The 19,450-nt window shown below is 70.2% G+C and carries 18 protein-coding genes; 9 read left to right on the top strand and 9 right to left on the bottom strand.

Translation table 11 applies throughout. The annotated features are described in order from the left end of the window. Positions 1-54: 54 nt before the first annotated feature. Positions 55-1,623 carry an LLM class flavin-dependent oxidoreductase gene (locus ACLQ23_RS22100; RefSeq protein ID WP_355591461.1) on the bottom strand — a complete coding sequence of 523 codons (1,569 nt, stop codon included), beginning with the start codon at positions 1,621-1,623 and terminating at the stop codon, positions 55-57. 117 nt (positions 1,624-1,740) lie between these two features. On the opposite strand from ACLQ23_RS22100, the gene ACLQ23_RS22095 reads away from it, so the two are divergent. Beyond that, positions 1,741-2,334 carry a MarR family winged helix-turn-helix transcriptional regulator gene (locus ACLQ23_RS22095; RefSeq protein ID WP_355591464.1) on the top strand — a complete coding sequence of 198 codons (594 nt, stop codon included), beginning with the start codon at positions 1,741-1,743 and terminating at the stop codon, positions 2,332-2,334. A 77-nt stretch (positions 2,335-2,411) separates the two neighbouring features. Here the strand turns inward: ACLQ23_RS22095 and ACLQ23_RS22090 are convergent, their stop codons facing one another. Further along, a complete protein-coding gene (locus ACLQ23_RS22090; RefSeq protein WP_425735370.1) occupies positions 2,412-3,074 on the bottom strand; it encodes a hypothetical protein in 663 nt (220 codons plus the stop codon). A 437-nt stretch (positions 3,075-3,511) separates the two neighbouring features. On the opposite strand from ACLQ23_RS22090, the gene ACLQ23_RS22085 reads away from it, so the two are divergent. Both ACLQ23_RS22085 and ACLQ23_RS22080 read left to right on the top strand, forming a co-directional pair. After that, a complete protein-coding gene (locus tag ACLQ23_RS22085) occupies positions 3,512-4,462 on the top strand; it encodes a helix-turn-helix transcriptional regulator (protein WP_425735369.1) in 951 nt (316 codons plus the stop codon). A gap of 34 nt (positions 4,463-4,496) precedes the next feature. Further along, a complete protein-coding gene (locus ACLQ23_RS22080; protein ID WP_355591473.1) occupies positions 4,497-4,886 on the top strand; it encodes a VOC family protein in 390 nt (129 codons plus the stop codon). Here the strand turns inward: ACLQ23_RS22080 and ACLQ23_RS22075 are convergent. Continuing rightward, positions 4,857-6,050, bottom strand: a complete 1,194-nt coding sequence (locus ACLQ23_RS22075) for an epoxide hydrolase family protein (protein WP_355591476.1) — start codon at positions 6,048-6,050, stop codon at positions 4,857-4,859. The genes ACLQ23_RS22080 and ACLQ23_RS22075 overlap by 30 nt on opposite strands. 322 nt (positions 6,051-6,372) lie before the next feature. Between ACLQ23_RS22075 and ACLQ23_RS22070 the strand changes: the two genes are divergently transcribed. Both ACLQ23_RS22070 and ACLQ23_RS22065 read left to right on the top strand, forming a co-directional pair. Further along, positions 6,373-7,320: an ion transporter gene (locus tag ACLQ23_RS22070; protein WP_355591478.1), complete on the top strand. Its 948-nt coding sequence runs from the start codon at positions 6,373-6,375 to the stop codon at positions 7,318-7,320. 66 nt (positions 7,321-7,386) lie between these two features. Continuing rightward, a complete protein-coding gene (locus ACLQ23_RS22065) occupies positions 7,387-7,740 on the top strand; it encodes a TraR/DksA family transcriptional regulator (RefSeq protein WP_053656814.1) in 354 nt (117 codons plus the stop codon). 56 nt (positions 7,741-7,796) lie between these two features. On the opposite strand, the gene ACLQ23_RS22060 is transcribed toward ACLQ23_RS22065, so the two are convergent. Together ACLQ23_RS22060 and ACLQ23_RS22055 are read right to left on the bottom strand one after the other, a co-directional pair. Next, positions 7,797-9,215, bottom strand: a complete 1,419-nt coding sequence (locus tag ACLQ23_RS22060) for an NAD(P)-binding domain-containing protein (RefSeq protein WP_355591482.1) — start codon at positions 9,213-9,215, stop codon at positions 7,797-7,799. 40 nt (positions 9,216-9,255) lie between these two features. Continuing rightward, positions 9,256-9,753: a GNAT family N-acetyltransferase gene (locus tag ACLQ23_RS22055; protein WP_355591484.1), complete on the bottom strand. Its 498-nt coding sequence runs from the start codon at positions 9,751-9,753 to the stop codon at positions 9,256-9,258. A gap of 100 nt (positions 9,754-9,853) precedes the next feature. Here ACLQ23_RS22055 and ACLQ23_RS22050 point away from each other — a divergent pair, with 100 nt between their 5' ends. The 3 genes from ACLQ23_RS22050 to ACLQ23_RS22040 all read left to right on the top strand — a co-directional run bounded on the left by ACLQ23_RS22050 (position 9,854) and on the right by ACLQ23_RS22040 (position 12,624). Beyond that, positions 9,854-10,228, top strand: coding sequence for an ArsR/SmtB family transcription factor (locus tag ACLQ23_RS22050; protein ID WP_355591487.1), 375 nt, complete (start codon positions 9,854-9,856; stop codon positions 10,226-10,228). Between the two features lie 300 nt (positions 10,229-10,528). Further along, positions 10,529-11,923: an enolase C-terminal domain-like protein gene (locus ACLQ23_RS22045; protein WP_355591490.1), complete on the top strand. Its 1,395-nt coding sequence runs from the start codon at positions 10,529-10,531 to the stop codon at positions 11,921-11,923. An 8-nt stretch (positions 11,924-11,931) separates the two neighbouring features. Continuing rightward, positions 11,932-12,624, top strand: coding sequence for a FadR/GntR family transcriptional regulator (locus ACLQ23_RS22040; protein WP_355591493.1), 693 nt, complete (start codon positions 11,932-11,934; stop codon positions 12,622-12,624). Between the two features lie 48 nt (positions 12,625-12,672). Here ACLQ23_RS22040 and ACLQ23_RS22035 read toward each other — a convergent pair whose 3' ends face one another. The 3 genes from ACLQ23_RS22035 to ACLQ23_RS22025 are packed head-to-tail and all read right to left on the bottom strand — an operon-like array spanning position 12,673 to position 15,591. Beyond that, complete coding sequence (locus ACLQ23_RS22035; protein WP_355591496.1) at positions 12,673-13,491, bottom strand: ATP-binding cassette domain-containing protein; 819 nt, start codon at positions 13,489-13,491, stop codon at positions 12,673-12,675. Next, positions 13,491-14,543, bottom strand: coding sequence for an ABC transporter substrate-binding protein (locus ACLQ23_RS22030; RefSeq protein ID WP_355591498.1), 1,053 nt, complete (start codon positions 14,541-14,543; stop codon positions 13,491-13,493). The genes ACLQ23_RS22035 and ACLQ23_RS22030 overlap by 1 nt, the downstream gene beginning before the upstream one ends. Before the next feature lie 40 nt (positions 14,544-14,583). Then, complete coding sequence (locus tag ACLQ23_RS22025) at positions 14,584-15,591, bottom strand: ABC transporter permease (protein ID WP_355591500.1); 1,008 nt, start codon at positions 15,589-15,591, stop codon at positions 14,584-14,586. 647 nt (positions 15,592-16,238) lie between these two features. Here ACLQ23_RS22025 and ACLQ23_RS22020 point away from each other — a divergent pair. Next, positions 16,239-17,579, top strand: a complete 1,341-nt coding sequence (locus ACLQ23_RS22020) for a hypothetical protein (RefSeq protein ID WP_425735368.1) — start codon at positions 16,239-16,241, stop codon at positions 17,577-17,579. 72 nt (positions 17,580-17,651) lie between these two features. On the opposite strand, the gene ACLQ23_RS22015 is transcribed toward ACLQ23_RS22020, so the two are convergent. Beyond that, positions 17,652-19,238 (bottom strand): glycoside hydrolase family 43 protein, encoded by a 1,587-nt coding sequence (locus ACLQ23_RS22015; protein ID WP_355591504.1) that lies wholly within the window; start codon positions 19,236-19,238, stop codon positions 17,652-17,654. Positions 19,239-19,450 lie beyond the last annotated feature (212 nt).

The following is a 19,450-nucleotide window of genomic DNA, read 5'->3' as shown; positions in this document are numbered from 1 at the left end:
GTTTCGAGAGTAGTCTCTCAGATCAGGCCGGGGCAAGCCCCCACCTGACGCCGGTCAGCTCACCCCCAGCCGGGCCAGCGGCTCGACAAGCTCCCGCTCCTCGTAGCTGAGGTGCGACAGCAGGGCGTCGGTCAGCAGGTTCACCGCGGCGCGCAGATCGGCCAACCCGTCCGGCGAGCCGACGTACGCGACGAGCGCCTTGTCGACGCCCTCCAGCACCTCGTGGATGACGTGGTGCTCCTGCTCCAGCCGGTCGACCACAGGCGCCAGCCGGGGGTCGGCGTGCCGCAGCCGCGGAAAGAGAGCCTGGTCCTCGATGGTGTGGTGGGTGGTGACGATCCGGCAGTAGGACTCGCAGTAGGCGCCGAGCGTCCACCGGTTCTGCCGCATCGTCATCGTGTTGATCTGCGAGCGGGCGGCGCCGGCGTCGATCTCGCCGGCCGCGACCTGCTCGATGAGGTCGTGGATCTGGGCCAGCTCCGCTCGCAGGCCGTCGTGGACCTGCACGAGGTGCTGGCCGTTGGCCTGCTCGTGCGGGGTGTAGGTGCGCGTCGGATCGGGCGTCGGGCCGGTCGGGCGGGCCGACTCGTCCCAGACCTGCCGGTCGCTGAGCCGCCGGCCGTCGTCGGGCGTCGGCACCACAGCGAACGCGCCGCCGGTCACCCGCGCACGGGCCGGCCGCGCCGACGGCGTGACCGCCACAGGCTTCGTGACCGGGGTACGCGCCAACGCGGCGTCCCGCTCAGCCGCGACCCGTTCCCGTACGGCTGGCGCCACCTCACCGGCGAAGCGGCGCAGGTCGTCCGGGTCGTCACTGGCGAGGATGAACGCGCTGACGCCGTCGTTCAGCGCGTACCCGGTCAGCTCGCGTACCCACTGCTCGACCGGCCCGTGCAGCGGCCCGCGTTCGGCGGTCGCGAACTGGCCGGAGATGTTGAGCAGTCGGCGGACGGCCTGGGGCGAGCGACCTGCCTGCTGTGCGGCGGCGTCGATCAGCTCGTTGCCCTTGGCCAGGTCACCGGGCTGGAGATAGGCGAGCGAGGGCAGCCAGCCGTCGGCCCGGCGGCCGGTCAGCTCAAGCATCCTCGGCTTGTACGCGCCGAGCCAGATGGGCACGGCGTGGGCCGGAGCCGGCCCGCGCTTGGCGCCGAGCACGCGATGGAACTCGCCGTCGACGCGCACTCCCCCACGCGCGTCGGCGTCCCAGACCTGGCGGATGACGTCGATGGCCTCCTCCAGCGCGCGTACGCCCTGCCCGGGGGTCAGCCGTCGACCGCCCATCGCCTCGATGGCCTCCCAGAACGCGCCCGCACCGAGGCCGAGGTCGACCCGGCCGCCGCTGAGCAGGTCGAGGCTCGCCACGCTGCGGGCGAGCACCGCGGGCGGGCGCAACGGCAGGTTCGTGACGTTCGCCGACAGGTGCACCCGGCTGGTCCGCGCGGCGACGTAGCTCAGCAGGGTCCAGGTATCCAGGAATTTCGGCTGGTAGGGGTGGTCCTGGAAGGTGACAAGGTCCAGCCCTACCTGCTCGGCCAGGACGGCGAGGCCGACAGTGCGCTCCGGGTCGTCGCTGCCGGGCGTGGTGAACGTTCCGAAGATGAGGTCGTGACCGTAGTCGGTCATCGGTGAGCCTCCCGTTTCCGCGACGTCTCGGGGGTCGATGCGTCGTTACGTAGACCTTATGCCGGATAGAACATCTACTGCCACCAAGATAGCGTGAGCCGCGCTATTGTTCGGGGCATGACGGGAGCCAGCGACGTACGCGACCGGCCCGATCCGCTCGACGACGACCTGGGCTGGATGCTTGGCGTCGCCTTCCGCGGCTACGTGCGGGCGGCGGAGCACGCCCTCGCCGACTTTCCCGGCGGCCCGCGCGGCTATCAGGTGCTCACCGCCGCGATCAACAGGCCCGCCCGCAACCAGGGTGCGATAGCCGAGGAACTCGGCATCGACCGCACCGTGCTCACGTACCTGATCGACGACCTGGAACAGCCCGGCTACGTTGCCCGCCGGGCGGACCCGGCGGACCGGCGTAGCCGCTTGGTGGACGTCACCGACGCCGGCCGCGCGGCCTGGGAGCAACGGCGGGGTGCGCTGCGCCGCGTCGAATCACACCTGTTGGGGGCCATCACGTCCGAGGAGTCGGCGACCCTGCGGGCGCTGCTGCAGCGGGTCGCCTGCTCGACCCAGGCCGCCGACCCGCTGCGGGACCTGTGTGAGGTGGTGGCGCAGGTACGGCCCGAGCCGACCTCGGCGGGCGACCGGTCCGGGCCGGCGCCCGAGCGGGACGTCCGGATCCGCCCCGCCCGTTCCCGCCGCCGCGCCGACGGCTGACCGGCCGCCGCCGCGACCTGACGGCCGGCGGCGCGGTACGGGGTGAAGGGCCAAGGGGCTTCCGGTACCGCGTGTCGTCACATCCGGGCGCGGGGCAGCCAGCCCAGGAACCGCAGCCTGGCACGGGGCAGGGGCAGGGTCGGCAGGTCCTGGGCGGCGGCGACCAGGCAGGAGCCGAGGTAGACGGCGAGTGCGGCGCGCGCCCCGCCGAACTCGGCGAGCAGTTGGCTCTGCTTGGTGGCGCAGGGCCACTCCCTGCCACATCCGGTGCAGGTCCAACTCGGCGGGCTGGGCAGGTGCTCGGGCAGTTTCGGCCGCCGGTAGCGGCCCACCACACTGTTGTCAGCGCGTACGTCCCGCCGCCGGGTTTCCGGGCCGGTGTTGCGGCGCGCGGGCTGACGGGGTTCGGGCAGGTAGCGCCGGACCGTGCCGAGGAGCGTCCCGACGCGGACCAGGGCGTCCGGCCCGACGTGGTGCGCCAGCAACGCCGTCAGCAGGTGGTGCCCCAGCAGGTCGAGGGAGTCACGGTTCAGGCGCAGTTCGCGGCACATGTCGACGAACTCGGGGGTGGCCAGTGGTACGCGGTCGTCGAGCGCACGGCGCAGCACCTCGCGCAGCGCACCCCCGAGGCTCTCCAGCGCGTCGCCCTCGCCCAGCCCGAGGGTGTCCTGGTCGGCCACCCGCGCCAACGCCTCGGCGACCGCCAGTCGAACGACGCGGTCAGGATCGGTACTGCCCAACGTTCACCTCCGCCTGATGGCCGGACCCCCGGCAGGCACCCGGACGCCCACCGGCACCCGGGGAGATCAGAAACAGGATTTCGCCGCCACCTCCGGGACGGCTAGCACCGCGGGCGCAGCATCATGCGGCGCGGTAGCCGGAAAGCGAAGTCGGCTCACTGAATCGCGGAAATCCGTCCGGACGCCGACAGGCTGCCGTATGGTGGAAATCCCATCAATGGCAGTCCACATTGGTGGGATTACCCGACACTCCACGGTCACTCCCCTGGCCGCTTCCCCGCCGGGTTACCGGCGGGACTGGTGCCACCGCCGTACGGCCGGTCTACAAACGCGCCGCGAACACCGGCCCCCTTGCGCCCAGACACGTCCCGACCACGCCGCCGGCTCTGCTGCATCCGGCGGCACCACCCGGACGGAGCCAGCGAATGACCTCAAGCATGCGGTTTCAACGATTCGAGAGCAGCGACCCGGCGGCCATCCACCGCTTCCTGGCCACCACGTACGACACCGACCTGCGCATCAAGGCCCGGAGCGATCCGTACCACTTCGCCCATCAGCGGTTCGACGCCGGTGCGTTCGCCGTCTCCGCCCTCAGACAGACGTCGCGTCTGGACATCGAGGTGGACGACCTGGCCGCCCTGATCATCTGCCGCGCTCACAGCGCCCTCGTCGACCGCACCTCCGATGGGGTCACCCGCCGGTTCGGCCCCGGCGACGTCTTCGTCACCGCCCGACCCGACCGACCGTTCAACCTGCGCTGGCAACCCGGCGCCGTGGAAATCTGCGTCCTGGACCGCGCGGTTCTGGCACAGGTGGCCGCTGCCGCACCGGCACGGCGGCCGGGCCAGATCCGATTCACCGACCTCGGCGCCGTCAGCGCCCTCCGCGCCCGGCAATGGCGAAAGATCATCAGCTACGTCAGTGACGTCGTGCTGACCAATCCGGACGCCAGCACGCAGTCGATGGTGATCGGTAACGCCGCGCGGATGCTCGCCGCGGCTGCGCTCGCCATCTTTCCCAACACCGCGTTCACCGACGAGACCATCGAGGACCGCCGCGACGCCAGCACGGCCACGATGCGCCGCGCCATCACCTTCATGGAGGAGAACGCCGACCGGGACATCAGCGTGCTGAACATCGCCGACGCCGCTGCCGTCTCCGTCCGGGCTGTGCAACTGGCCTTCCGCCGCCACCTCGGCACCACCCCCATGGCGTACCTGCGCCGGATCCGCCTCGACCGGGCCCACCGCGACCTGCTGCGGGCCGACCCGAGCCGGGACACCGTGTCGGCGATCGCCAGCCGGTGGGGATTCGCCAGCCACAGCAGGTTCACGGCCCGGTACCACGCCAGCTACGGCGTACCGCCGCGCGAGACGCTGAACGCCTGAACCTGCCGCGCCGCCGGAGGTTAGGGTCGATGCCATGCCCGAGGGTGTCCGACTTGATCACTGTGTCATCGCGGTACGCGACTGGGACAGGTCCACGGCGTTCTACCGCGACGTGTTGGGCGCCGAGGTCGTCGACCATCCCGATGGCCGTGTGGCGTACCGGTTCGGCGGCCAGCAGCTCAACGTGCACGGCCCCGGCCTGGACGTCGGGCCGCTGGTCGCCCGCCGACCTGTCGAACCCGGCGGCAGCGACCTCTGTCTCGCCTGGCCCGGCACGGTCGAGGAGATACTCGATCACCTACGGCGGCACGGCGTGGAGGTGGAGGCCGGCCCGGTGGACCGTCACGGCGGGGCCGGGCGCGGCCGGAGCGTGTACTTCCGCGATCCGGACGGCTCACTGCTGGAGCTGATCAGCTACCGGTGACGTCCGTCGACGCAGCGGTCGGAAGAAGTCTCGCAGGTCGTCGGCGAGGAGGTCGGGTTCCTCCAGGGGCAGGAAGTGGCCTCCCCGGATCGGGCCGCGCCATTGGCGCAGGTCACGGTAGACGCGCTCGGCGTACTCGCGGGGGTAGTCCCGGTCCTCCGGGGTGAGCCGGACTCCTGCTGGCACGTCGACAGCTCCGAGCGGCGGGGTCCGGGAGTCGTCGTAGTAGGGCCTGAAGGACGAGCCGATCGTCCCGGTCGCCCAGTAAAGAGTGGTGACGGTGAGCAGAAGGTCTTTGCTGAAACGGGATTCGAGATCTCCGTGGCAGTCGCCCCAGGCCCGATACTTCTCCACGATCCAGGCGGCCAGGCCTGCGGGAGAGTCGAGCAGGGCCGCCGCGAGGGTGTCCGGGCGGGTGCTCTGGATGGCGGCGTAGCCGTCGTCGCCGTCGTCGTGCTCGTTCGATCGCGCTCTCAGGTAGGCGTGCTCGGCCGCGGACAATGGCTGGTCGTCGTCGAGAACAGGATGCAGGGTCGGATGGTGGGTGTGGATCCCGACAACCTGTTGCCGGTGCCGGGCCCCGAGAAAGCCTGTGACATGAGAGCCGATGTCACCGCCGTACGCGCCGAACGTCGAGTAGCCCAGGACATCCGTCATCAGCCGTGCCCACAGGTCAGCAATCACCGGAGGGGTCACCAGGCCGGCACTCGGCAGGTCCGAGAACACGAAGCCCGGTAGGGACGGAACGACGACGTCGAAGGCGTCGTCCTGCTCGCCGCCGTAGGCGGCGGGATCGGCCAGCCGGGCCGCGAGCGGCAACATCTCCACGAAGCTGCTGGGCCAGCCGTGGGTGAGCACCAGCGGCAGTGGGGAGCGGGTGCCGCCGGAGTCCGCAGCGCGCAGGTGCACGAAGTGCACCTTCCGGCCGTCCAGGGTGGCGATGTAGTGCGGCACCGCGTTGAGGTCGCGTTCCCGGGCACGCCAGTCGAAGCCGCTGCGCCAGTAGGTCACCAACTCGCGAAGGTAGTCCGGATCCGTGCCGGCACGCCACTCGCTAGCTGTGGGACGGGGGAAACGAGTGCGCGCCAACCGCTCGTCCAGATCGGCGAGCAGGTCGTCGGGGACGTCGATGGTGAATGGCGCCGCTTGTGGATGGGACGACATGAGGGCCTCCGTGACCTGGGACGGATGAGATCCACATTCCCCAGGTCAGCTCGCCAGATCGGCTCGCCCGATGGCTGCAAGGGAAGCGACTCGCATACTACCGGCCACGACACAGCCTGAGAAGCGCTCACTACGAGGGCGTTGGCGCGCGGCCCCGCCGTCCCCTCTGGATGTGGCGCCCTCGCGCGGAGTGGGCCGGCCACGATTATTGATCTTGGCCTAGGCTTGTGGACATGCCCGGACGCCTCTCGCACCGCCGCCATGACGGCCACGGGTGTGCCCGCCCGACGGCCTCCGAAGACGCCACCGGGTCGGCGGGCTGGTGAGTGGAGCATCCGCGCCCGCGCAGCGGGGCACGCCGGCCTCGTCCCCGCACCGCCGACCCCGATGGGCTGACCGCTGCGACCGACTCGCGCGGTCGCGCCCCTTCGAGATCGTCATCGTCATCGTCATCCTCGCCAACGGGATCGTCCTCGGACTGGAGACCTACGAAGAACTGACCTCGGCGGGCACCCTGCTGCGGTCGCTGGAGCTGGCCTTCCGCGCGTTCTTCGTCGTCGAGATCGGCATTCGGCTGGCCGCCTACGGCCGCCGACCGCAGGACTTCTTCCGGCACGGCTGGAACGTCTTCGACTTCGTGGTGATCGCGGCGATCTTCATTCCGGGCCTGCACGGCGACTCGGCACTGCTGCGCGTGGTGCGGGTCGCCCGGATGCTGCGGCTGGTGCGGTTCTCGCCGGGCCTTCGTACCATCGTCTCCGCCCTGTGGCGCAGCATCCCCGGCGTCGCCGGGTTCCTCGCCCTGGCCGTCGTGACGCTCTACGTGTACGGCATGGCCGGCTGGCTGATCTTCGGCACCACCTACCCCGAGGAGTACGGCGACATCGGGCGGTCGCTGCTCACGCTGTTCGTGCTGCTGTCGCTGGAGACCCTGCCGGACCTGATCGCGCAGGGCATGGCCCTCTCGCCGTGGACGCTCGTCTACTACGTCAGCTACGTGCTCATCACCGTCAACCTGCTGCTCAACATCCTCATCGCCGTCATCGTCAACTCCATGGAGGAGGCGCGCCGGCTGGAGATGACCGAGCGGCTGGCCCCCGACTACGACGAGGACGGCGACGGCGTACCCGACGAGGTCGACCGCATCGCGCTCACCCAGCGGCTCGATGACCTGCGGGCGGTCATCGCCGAGCTGGAGCGGGAGCTGCGCATCGACAGGGACGACGGGCACGCCCGCCCGCACCGCGACGACACCCACACCAGGCGGTGAACGCGCGCTCGGCGACGGCCCGTCGGCAGGGTTCTCGGTGGGCGGTTGGCAGTAGCGTGGGTCGGCATGGACAGGGATTTCTCGGCGGTCCGCGCGGAGCTGCTGGCCTCGCGCGACGCGACCGAGGCTCAGGTGCGTGCGCTCGACGACGACCTACGCGCCCTCTTCGAGGCATCCCGTTCGTCGAACGCCGACGACGAGCACGACCCTGAGGGCAGCACCATCGCCTTCGAGCGGGCGCAACTCACGGCGGTCCTGACAGCGGCCCGCCGACGGCTGACCGAGTTGGACGTCGCTGTGCAACGCCTCGACGCCGGCACCTATGGCGTCTGCGAGCGGTGTTCCCGCCCGATTCCTGACGAGCGCCTCGCCGCCCGCCCTTCGGCGCGTACCTGCGTGGCCTGCGCCAGCCGGCGGTGACGGCGCGCGGCCGGCGAGACCCTCGGTGCCCGCCAGGTCGGCGGACACCGGGGGCGTCAACTCGCGCAGCAGCCGCCGGCCTGGGCGTCGGTGGGTACGGCGTCGAGAGAGACCGGGCTGAGCGGGGTGCCCAGCAGTCCGCCGGAGATCCCGGTGGCCAGCCCGCGAGCGGGCGGCTCGACCGACGGCGTCGACCCGCAGCACCCGTCGCCGACGGCAGGGTCCACTGGATTGCTGTTGCAGACGCCGGTCTCGGGCAGGTCAAGCTGGACGTCCCGGGCGGCTGCCCAGTCACCGGCGAGGGCGGCCACGACGCTGCGGACCTGCTCGTAGCCGGTGGCCATGAGGAACGTCGGCGCCCGGCCGTAGGACTTCGCGCCGACCGCGTGGTAGCCGGGTTCCGGGTGGGTCAGCTCGTCGACGCCGTGCGGCGGGACGGTGCCGCAGGAGTGCTCGTTCGGGTCGATCAGTGAGGCCAACGCCCGGGTGGCACCCATGATCGGGTCGAGGTCGAGGCGCAGCTCCGCGGTTGTCGAGTGGTCGGGACGGAAGCCGGTGGCCGCGACGACGCGATCGGCCAGGAGCGTCTCCTCGGTGCCGTCGGCACGCCTGACGAACACTGCGACACACCCGTCGGCCGGGGTGAGCGTGTGCACGCTGACGCCGGTGAGCAGCCGGATCCGGCCGGCGTCGACGTGCTCACGCAGGCGCGATCCGAGGGCGCCGCGCGCCGGGAGGGCGTCGGCGCTCCCCCCGCCGTACGTCCGCGTCGGCGTGTCGGCACGGATCGCCCAGCTCACCTGCGTGCCCGGCTGCTGGGTGGCCAGGTCCGCCAGGACCAGCAGGGTGTTGGCCGCCGAGTGGCCGGCACCCACCACAAGTGTGTGCCGTCCGGCGAACCGTTCCCGGTCGGCGCCGAGCACGTCCGGCAACGCGTGCTCCAGGTACGCGGCCACGTCGGCCTCGCCCCGTGCCGGCAGGCCGGACGCGCCCAGCACGTTGGGGGTACGCCAGGTGCCGGAGGCGTCGATGACAGCGCGGGCGAGCAGTTCGTCGCCGCTGGCGAGACGGAGAAGGAACGGGGTGGTGTCGCGCCCGGCGCTGCGTAGCCGGTCCAGGCCGAGACGGCTGATGGCCTCGACCCGGGCATCGAAGCGCAGGTGCGGCTTGAGCTGCGGCGACTGCGCGAGCGGCTGGAGGTAGTCGTCGACAAGTTCGGCGCCGGTGGGCAGGGCCTGCGGGTCGGGGGCGATCCATCCGGCCTCGTCCAGGATCAGGCGGGCGGCCGGGTCGATGTTGTAGCGCCACGGGGAGAACAGCCGTACGTGCCCCCACTGACGTACTGCCGCACCGGCGGCGTGCCCGGCTTCCAGGACGACGAACGGCAGGTCGCGCTCGTGCAGGCGCGCGGCGGCGGCCAGGCCGACAGGGCCGGCGCCGATGACGGCGACGGGCAGGTTGTCCAGGGCGCTCATGTCAGGAACTCCTTCGCGGAAAGCTTCGGATGCTGGCGCGTCAGGTGACGGTCGGGCTGCGGCGTTCGAGCAGGACGACGTCGCGCCAGCGGTCGTGGTGGCGGCCGACTCGTTCGCGGACGCCGACGACGCGGAACCCGGCCCGCTCGTGCAGGCGCAGGCTGGCGACGTTCTCCGGGAAGATGCCGGACTGGATCGTCCAGATGCCGGCGGCCTCGGTCGAGGCGATGAGCGTGTCGAGCAGCAGCCGGGCGATCCCCTGCCCCTGGGCGGTCGGGTCGACGTAGACCGAGTGCTCAACCACGCCGGCGTAGACGGCGCGCGTCGAGGTCGGCGAGACGGCGATCCAGCCGAGCACCGTGCCGGCGCTGTCGACAGCCACGAAGCGGTGCGCGGCCAGTCGGGTGGTGTCGAACGCCGCCCAGGTCGGCGCGGTGACCTCGAAGCTGGCGTTGCCCGCGTCGAGCCCGGCCTGGTAGATCGCCAGGACGGGGCCCGCGTCGGCACCGGTCATGGGTCGCACGCTGATATCGGCCATCGGCGGCCTCCGTTCGGGTCGACGGGGATCGAAACGCCTGTCTTGACGTCTGTCGAATCAGACACTTGCACGCTGATTAGATGCCTGTCAACCTAGAGCGATGTCACAACAGGCAGCTCCCCCTGCGCCCGTCGACCCGACCATTGACGCGCCATGCTGCCCCTCCCTGACTCAGCACCGCGTGCCGGCCGAGACCGCGACGGCACTCGCCCCCGCCTTCAAGGCCCTGGGCGATCCGGTACGGCTGCAACTCCTGTCGATGATCGCCTCCGCCGAGGGCGGGGAGATCTGCGTCTGCGACCTCACTCCCGCGTTCGACCTGACCGGCCCGACCATCTCGCACCACCTCAGAACGCTGCGCCAGGCGGGGCTCGTCGACGCCGAGCGCCGTGGCACCTGGGTCTACTACCGGGCCCGGCCGGCCGCCCTGCGCCAGCTCGCCGCCCTGCTCGCCACCGAACCGACGCAGTCGTGACCGACGACCGCCACCCACCCGACGACGGCGTCGACGCCGTGTGCGCCCAATCCGCGACGAAGTCCGCGCCCGGGGCGCAGCGGCCGATCGCCGACCTGAGCGCTCGGGGTCAGCACCCGCCTGGAACGCCGAGGAATCTACAAAGATTTGATGTATAGAGTCAATGATCGTAACGAATGGCTCTCATACTCCGCAATTCTTACGGGGTCAACAGGCATTCAGCGCCGTTGACGTTCGGATCGGCGCGTCCGTATACTCCTGTTGATCATCCGATCTTTTGCCGATTCGGGCGAGGAGCGCATGCCGCAGATCACCGCCGTCACCGTCGAGGACGTCCGCTTCCCCACCTCGCTGACAGCCGACGGGTCCGACGCCATGAACAAGGACGGCGACTACTCGGCGGCCTACGTCACACTGCACACCGACGGCGTCGACAGCGCAAGCGTGCCGCTGGCGGGTCACGGCCTGACCTTCACCATCGGCCGGGGCAACGACATCGTCGCCGCGTCGGCGGCGCACCAGGCCGACCGACTGGTGGGCATGGACGTGGCCGAGATGGCCGCCGACATGGGGGCGGTCTACCGTCACCTCACCTCCGACTCCCAGTTGCGCTGGCTAGGCCCGGAAAAGGGCGTCATCCACCTCTCGCTGGCGGCCGTGTTGAACGCGGCGTGGGACCTTGTCGCCCGGGTCGCCGACAAGCCCCTGTGGAGACTGCTCGTCGACATGTCCCCCGAGCAGCTCGTCGACATCGCCGACCTGCGCTATCTCTCCGACGCGCTGACCCGGGACGAGGCGCTGTCCATCCTGCGCGCCAAGGAGAGCACGAAGGCCGATCGGCTGGCCGAGCTCGCCCGCACCGGATACCCGGCGTACACGACGTCGGCGGGTTGGCTCGGCTACGGCGACGACAAGCTGCGCCGCCTCTGCCAGGAGGCTGTCGACTCGGGCTACGGCTACGTCAAGCTCAAGGTGGGCGCCGACCTCGACGACGACATCCGCCGCTGCGGCATCGCCCGGGACATCCTCGGCCCGCACCGCCACCTGATGATCGACGCCAACCAGGTGTGGGACGTCGGGCAGGCAATCGAGTGGGTAACGGCACTCGCCCGCTTCGAGCCACTGTGGATCGAGGAGCCGACAAGCCCTGACGACATCCTGGGGCACGCGGCAGTCCGCCGTGCCGTGGCACCCATCGGCGTCGCCACCGGGGAGCACTGCCACAACAGGGTGATGTTCAAGCAGCTGTTCCAGGCCGGGGCGATCGACTTCTGCCAGTTGGACACCGGCCGGCTGGCCAGCATCAACGAGATCGTCGCCGTGCTGCTGCTCGCTGCGAAGTTCGGCGTCCCCGTGTGTCCGCACGCCGGCGGTGTCGGCCTGTGCGAGATGGTCCAGCACATCTCGGTCCTCGACTACGTCGCGATCTCCGGTGATCTCACCGGGCGGGTCACCGAGTTCGTCGACCACCTGCACGAGCACTTCACCGACCCGTGTGTCGTGCGGGACACCGGCTCGGGCAGCGGCTACGTCCTGCCCAGCATGCCCGGCTACTCCACGCGGATGCGCCCGGAATCGACAGCCCTCTACCGGTTCCCCGACGGGCACTACTGGGCGGCGGCGCAGCCCGCTACCGTGTCATCTCCGGAGCCGTACGTCGTCGCGGGTGGGACGGCCACCCCGGCCGCCCGCTAGGAGGTGTCATGTCTCGCACCGACGAGGTCGTGAACGGCATCAAGCGGATGATCCTCGAAGGGTCGTTCAAGCCTGGGGACCGGCTGCCCATCGAGAAGGACCTCGCCGAGTCGCTCGGAGTCTCGCGCGGATCACTGCGCGAGGGCATGTCGGCGCTGTCGATCCTCGGCATCGTCAACATCCGCCAGGGCGACGGCACGTACGTCACGAACCTCGACGCGCCGCAACTGCTGGCCCCGATGGGTTTCGTCGTCGACTTCCAGGGCCAGGGCGACCCTCGGCACATCCACACCGTCCGCCGTCTGCTGGAGTGCGAGGCGGCGCGCCTGGCGGCGACCAGGATCACCGACGAGGCTCTGGCCCAGGCCGAGGAGTTGCTCGACGAGGCGGCACGGATCGTCGGTCAGTCGCCGCAGGACCACGAGCGGATCATCGAGATCGACATCGCGTTCCACCGGATCATCGCCGTGCACGCCGACAATCCGGTGCTCACCGGCCTGATCGAGGCGTTCGCCGGGCGTACCGTGCGGGGGCGGCTCTGGCGGAGCCTGCACGTGGAGGGCGCCGACCGCCGGACCCACGACGAACACGTGGCGATCCTGAAGGCCCTCGTGGCACGGGACGCGGAGCGGGCCCGCATCCGGATGGCCAACCATCTCATCGGGGTGGAGGAGTCGCTGCACTGGCTGCCCGAGGAGTAGGGCGGGCGTCGGGCCGCGTGCCCGCCGCCCTACTCCCCGCTGCCTGTGTCACCGCTCGTCCCGTTCCACGGTCGTGCTCCCGGTCATCGCCGCGACCAGGTCGTCGGTGGTGACCTCGTCGGCGCGTAGCCGGGCCGCCCGCCGGCCCAGACGCAGCACCTCCACCCGGTCGGCGATCTCCAGCACCTGCGGCATGTTGTGGCTGACAAGCACCACCGACATGCCGGCGTCGCGGGCACGCCGGACGACGTCGAGCACCCGGGCGGTCTGGACGACGCCGAGCGCCGCGGTGGGCTCGTCGAGGATGACGACGTTCGTCGCCCAGATGATCGCCCGAGCGACGGCGACACACTGCCGCTGCCCACCGGACAACATCGCGATGGGTGTGGTGACCCGCGGGATCCGTACGCCGAGTTGGTCGAGTGCCGCAGCGGCGCCCTGCCGCATGGCGCGTTTGTCGAGCAGCCCGAGCCGGCCCAGCGGCCCGGAGCGCAGGATCTCCCTGCCCAGGTAGAGGTTGGCGGCGACGCTGAGGTCGTCGGCCACCGCCAGATCCTGGTAGACGGTCTCCACGCCGGCGCGACGGGCGTCGACGGGGGTGGCGAACCGGACCGGAGCGCCACCCACCCGGATCTCGCCCTCGTCGGGCGTGTGCACTCCGGACAGCGTCTTGATCAGCGTGCTCTTGCCGGCGCCGTTGTCGCCGATGAGCGCGACGACCTCGCCCCTGCCGACGGTGAAGTCAGCGCCGCGCAATGCCTCGACGTGACCGAACCGCTTGACGATGCCACGGGCTTCGAGCACCGGCGGCTCGTCGGGGACAGAGCGCTGGTCGCGGTCGCTGACCGCTGAGGGACTGGTCGCCATCACTGCACCGGCGGGTTGGCGCAGCTGGGTTCGAGCACTGCCTTGACCTCCGCGGAGTCGATGTTGGCCTTGGTGACGAACGTGACGCCGGTGTCCGCCGAGGCCAGTGGCGCCTTGTCGCGCAGGTGCTTGACCATCTTGTCGACGCCGAAGTAGCCCATCTTGAACGGGTTCTGCACGACGAGCGCCGAGATCTGGCCGCTGCGCAGCCCGGCGATCTCGTCGGGCGCGGCGTCCCAGCCGATGATGACGACCTTGCCGGACTTGTTCGCCGCCTGGATGGCCTGGGCGGCGCCGAGCACGCTCTGCTCGTTGGCCGCGAAGACCCCGGCGAGGTTCGGGTTGGCGGTCAGGATGTTCTCGGTCACCCGACGTGCCTCGTTGACGTCGCTGCGGCTGGGCTGCTGCCCGACGAGCTTCAGGTTGGGATATGCGGCGAGGCCGCTCTTGAAGCCCTCGACGCGCTCGGTGTTGGTCTGCGAGCCCGGCTGGAACTCGACGAGCGCCACCTCGTGGTTGCCGGGGCCCAGCTCGGTCGCGAGCAACTTCGCCGCCTCGCCGGCCGCGGCACGGTTGTCGGTGGCGAACAGCGGCACTGACGGCGGTTGCGGACTGGTGCCGGAGTCGATCATCGCGACCGGGATGTTCGCGCCGAGCGCCTGGTCGGTGGCCGGCGCCAGCGCCTGGGAGTCGGTGGCCGCGTAGACGATGCCGTCGACCTTCCTGGTGACGAAGTTCTGGATCAGGTTGACCTGGCCCTCGACGTCCGTCTCGGTCGTCACGCCGTCCCACTGCACTGTGACGTCACCGGCGCGCTGGGCGGCGCACTCGGCGCCGGCCTTCACCGTGTTCCAGTAGTCGGCGCCGACCGCCTTGGGCACGACGGCGAGCTTGAGCGGCCCGCTGGCGTCGGTCGATCCGCCGTCGCCGCCGTCGCGGACCTCTACCCCGCCGCAGGCGCCGAGCAGGGCGACGACAGCGGCGGCGGCGAGCAGACCCGGCGCGCGTAGGCGCCGTCCTCGGGTCCGCCGGCTGGTGGTGGTGTGTGCCATGGTGTGCGTCCTTCCTCTGTCGGACTGCGGGAACGGCAGGTCAGCCCCGGGACTCCAGCCGCCGGCGGCGGTACTGGTCGAAGTAGACGGCGGCCCAGATGATCACGCCGACGATCACCTGCTGGTAGTGGATGCTGATGTCGAGCAGGACGGCGCCGTTGCGGACCAGCGCGATGAGGAACGCGCCGATGATGGTCCCGACGATCCGGCCCTGGCCCCCGAAGAGGCTGGCGCCGCCGATGACCGCGGCGGCGATGACGTCGAGTTCCAGCGAGATGCCGTAGTTCGGCTGGCCGGAGTTGACACGGGAGGCGGCGATCATGCCGCCCAGCCCGACCAGGACGCCCGCCAGGACGTAGACGCCGGTCAGGTGGCGGCCCACGCGGATGCCCGAGCGGCGGGCGGCCTCCAGGTTGGAGCCCATCGCGTACGTGTACTGGCCGAAGCGGGTCTGGGACAGCAGGAACGCGACCCCGACGGCGACCACGGCGGTGATCACCACGGCGAACGGGATGCCGGCGATCTCACCGTTGCCGAGCAGTTGGAAGGACCGGGGCAGTCCGTACACCCCGACGGCTCCGGTGATGATGAAGACCAGGCCGCGAACCGCGGACATCGTTCCCAGCGTCGCGATGAACGGGGGAATCCGGGCCACTGTCACCAGCAGCCCGTTGACAAGCCCGGCCAACGCGCCGACGCCGATCGCGACGGCTGTCGCCGCGAGGAGCGGAGAACCCAGGTCACGGACGACAATCGCCCCTGTCACACCGGCGAGCGCGGCGACCGACCCCACCGACAGGTCGATGCCGCCGGTGATGATGACCATGGTCTGGGCGGCGGCGATGATGGCGATCACCGCCGTCTGCGCGCCGATGTTGAACAGGTTGTCCGCCGTCAGGAAGTACGGGCTCGCGACGCTAAGCGCGATGAACAGGACTACCAGCGCGGTGGCGGCGGTGAACTCGGCGACGGCGTGCGAGACCCACTCACGGAGCCTGTCGGTGAACACGCCGCCTCGCGCCGACGGGGTCGCCTCGACGGCGCTCATCGCGGGGACCGACCTTTCCCGACCGACTCGCCGACGCCGGGCACGGCGTCCCTGGTGAACCGAGCACTTCTCAGCAACCGGACCTCCTCAGGAAGTCACGCACGGCCCCACACCTACGCGAAAGATCAGATGTTTCTGTTGATCAGGCGTTACCTTGCCACGGATTCATCGACGTTGCCAAGGTGCTACAGCGATGTTTTGCCGCCGCCGCTCACGTTTCGGAGCACATACGTCTGATCAAACTCACTCAGCAGTGTTTGCGGGCAGCACGGGGCCGCCGGACGCGCCGGACAGCCCACGCCGGACGCACCGGCATCGCCGTTCAGCGACTTCCGGAAGCCCTGTTAGCGGTAACTCCTCATGCCCGAAACCGTCGCAGGGCGGCGGGCCCGGCGACTCCCAGTGCGCATGTTATCGATAACAGGCGATGTTCCGCCACGGCATGCTGTGAGCCATTCCGGCGCCTCTCAGCCGTCGCACTCCCCGGAGATGGCGGTAGTCGAGGCTGGCAACGCCGATTTGCGGCTCGGTATTGACTCTCACCCGGGGCGGCAACCATGCTCTGCTAAATCAGTTTAGCGGGCGCTCGCCCGCCCCCTCTCGACGTCCAACGCCAGAGACGGGTGCCCGCTCGAGAAAGGACTCGCATGAGACTGCGAAGAGGACTCGTCCCGCTTCTCGCCGCCCTCGTCCTGACCGTCGCCTCCGGCACCGCCTACGCCGCCACGAGCGGTGGCACCGGCCCGGCCCACGGCAGCGGAGACGGGATCCGCAGCATCACCCCCATCACCACGGTCTACACGTACGGCCAGAAGGTCTCCGCCGTGGCCATCGAGTACGGCGCGACAGTCAACCCCCGCACCCTCGACAACACCACATTCACTGTCGCCGACACCATCTACAACTTCCGCTTCAACCCGATCGAGGACCTGCCGAAGCTCGCCGACCGGACCATCACCCACACCTACACCAACGACGCGCCGAACACCCGGACCGACAAGCGGTCGGCACCCGGCCGGTACGTCATCGTGGAGCTGAACCCCGCCGACACCGGCGGCTGGACGGTCATCGTCTCCAAGTGCCCCACATTCCTGTGCACGGTGAAGGTCAATCCTGAGCTGCCCACCCGCGTCGTGCAGCGCAAGGACGTGCACGCGCAGCCCGGTAAGGGCGCCGGCAAGGGGCCGGTGCTCGCGCGGGCGACGCCGCGCGAGTCCCGTCCGGTCACCGAGAAGCCGGTGAACAAGCTTGTCGACGAGTTCACCTACGGCTCGTTCCTCAGTGGTGGAATGGTGCTGCCGTACCACTACCACCTGCCGAAGAACTACCAGCCCGGTCGCACGTACCCCCTGATGGTCGTCCTGCCCGGGCACGGCATGGGCTGGGACGGCGACAACCTCGGCGTGCAGCTCGCCGCCGACATCCCGGCGACGGCGTGGTTGCAGTCAAGCTGGACCGGCAGCTCCGAGGACGTGATCGTCCTGGCGCCGCAGCATCAGCGGGTCGGCGGGGCCGCCGAGGCCGACCTGCTGGTGAAGCTGCTCGACCAGTTCGTCCGTCAGTTCCCCGTGGACACCCGCCGGGTGTACGCGACCACCGTCTCGTACGGCTCCCAGCTGCTGTGGGAGGCGTTCGCCAAGCGTCCGGGCCTGTTCGCCGGCGGGTTGGTGACCGGCGGGTTCCCCGTCAACGCCACGCAGGCCACCGCGATCGCGGCTGGCGAGGTGCCGGTCTGGATCACCCACGGTGAGCACGACCACCTGCTCAACGTCACGGGCGCCCGGAACTCCTCCACGCTGCTGCGGCAGGCGTACCAGGCTCGGGGCAAGAGCCCGGAGCAGGCCGCGGACCTTGTCCGCTACACCGAGTACGCCGACTCGGCGTTCTCGTTGCCGGACTACCACGCGGCGTTCGGGCCGACCTACGAGGACAGCAGCATCCTGCGCTGGCTGCTCGGCCAGACCAAGCCCGCCGGGGTTGGCGGCTGACACCCCCGACAGGCGATGTGCGGCTCCCCGGGCGACATCGCCCGGGGAGCCCCGGCACCTACGCGCTGACCGTCACCGGCAACTCGGGCTGGGCGCGGTGGCCGCCTCGAAAGCCCAGGAGTCGATCTCGAAGAGTTCGACGCCGGCCGGACCGCTGAAGGTGAAGTAGACGTCGTGCACGCCGCTGACCCCCGTCAACTCCGCGCGTACCTCGGTCCACTGACCGGCCGGGCTGTCGACCGCGATCGTGCCGACCACCGGACCGTCGACACCATCCAGCCGGACCTGGATCCGGGCGCCCGTGGCGAGGGCCCGCACCGTGGCCGTGACGCCGCGTGCACCGTCGCCGCCGAAGTCCACCGACGACAGCCCCGTCCAGTCGCCGTCGTGGATGTCACGGACCACCAGGTTCGGTGCCGCGGCGTCGAACTGCGCGGAGGGGCGGTCGGTCTTCGAGGTCGCGACACCCTTGCTCCAACCGAAGGTCTCGGCCTCGAAGACGCGGTACGGGTCGAAGTGGCGAACCTGCTCCACCCCGCCGTACGTGCCGACGACCTGCTCGATGGTGCCGTCCGGGCGGAAGGTCAACTCCTGGATGTGCGGGCTGCGGTAGCCCTGGGTGGTGTCGCCGTTGATGCGCTTGTTGAGCGTCGGGGCGTGGTAGGTGAAGTAGTACCGCCCCTCGAACTCGAACACCGACTGGTGATTGTTGCCGCCGGTGCCGGCGCCGAAGAACTGGGACTGGTTGGGGAACAGGACGCCGGCGTAGGTCTCCTTCGGCCACGACATCGGGTCGTCGGAGATCAGGTAGCCGATCTCGCCGGGACCGGGGTAGCCGGGAATCGGCTGCTGGCTGCCGCCGAAGTCGCTCCCGCCGAAGTGCGACGAGTACGAGAAGTAGTACCTGCCCTCGCGTGTGAACACATGGCCCGCCTCGAAGGCGACGGGGGCGTCGACCACCACTGCCGCCCCTTCGGTGGAGACCATGTCGTCGCCGAGTGCGATGACCCGGAGGTTCTTCGGGTTGTTGAATCGTTCGGCCGGCGGCATGCCAGTCGACGCGGGGCCGCCGCCGAAGTAGAGGTAGGGCCGGCCGTCATCGTCCACGAAGGGCGTCGGGTCGAACTTCCACGCGACGTCCTCGGCACCGGGGGTGCTGTCGTTGATCAACGTACTCGTGCGCTCGCTGGTCCACGGGCCGAGCGGGGTGCTACCCGTGATCACGTTGGTGGAGTCGCCACTGTTGGCGTAGTAGAGGAAGAACTTCTCCTCGCCGTCGACCACCTTCCTGGCGATGCCGGGCGCCCACGAGTTCGCGGTGAAGCGTGCCACCCCGTCCGGGCCCGCGACCTGGATCTCGCCGTGGTCGGTCCAGTTCACGAGGTCCGTCGAGGAGATCACCGTGATCTGGTTGATGTCGCCGTAGTTGATCCCCGGTGAGACGCCGGTGACAGGGTCCGGGGCGTAGCCCTGGGTGTCGTTGGTCAGGTACAGGTACACCCGGCCGTCGTGCACGAAGCCGAAGCCGTCGGCGCCGAACTTGTGCCCGATCAACGGGTTGTGCTCGCCCGGCAGTTTGCCGACGACCTCGATCGTCTTCGATCGGGGTGGTGGAAGCGCGGCACCGGCTACCGCCACGTCATCCAGTGTGAAGTCCATAGGTGCGGCTCCGGGTCGGTCGAGGGATGCTCGTCAACGAGGTCTCGCCGAACAGCCGCGCCGTGGACGCGTTCTGCCCAGCTGGGATCGCGAACGTGAAGGCCATCGTGTTATCGCTCACATCGGCTGTCAAGGCTACTGATGACACATGCCCGAAGTATCCCCGCAACACCCGCGCGCCATCGCGCCAGAGCCATAGCTGCCAATCTTTA

The sequence above is a fragment of the Micromonospora sp. DT41 genome (genome assembly GCF_049841715.1).
Classification (GTDB): domain Bacteria; phylum Actinomycetota; class Actinomycetes; order Mycobacteriales; family Micromonosporaceae; genus Micromonospora; species Micromonospora profundi.
This window is presented reverse-complemented; position numbering and strand designations above follow the sequence as displayed.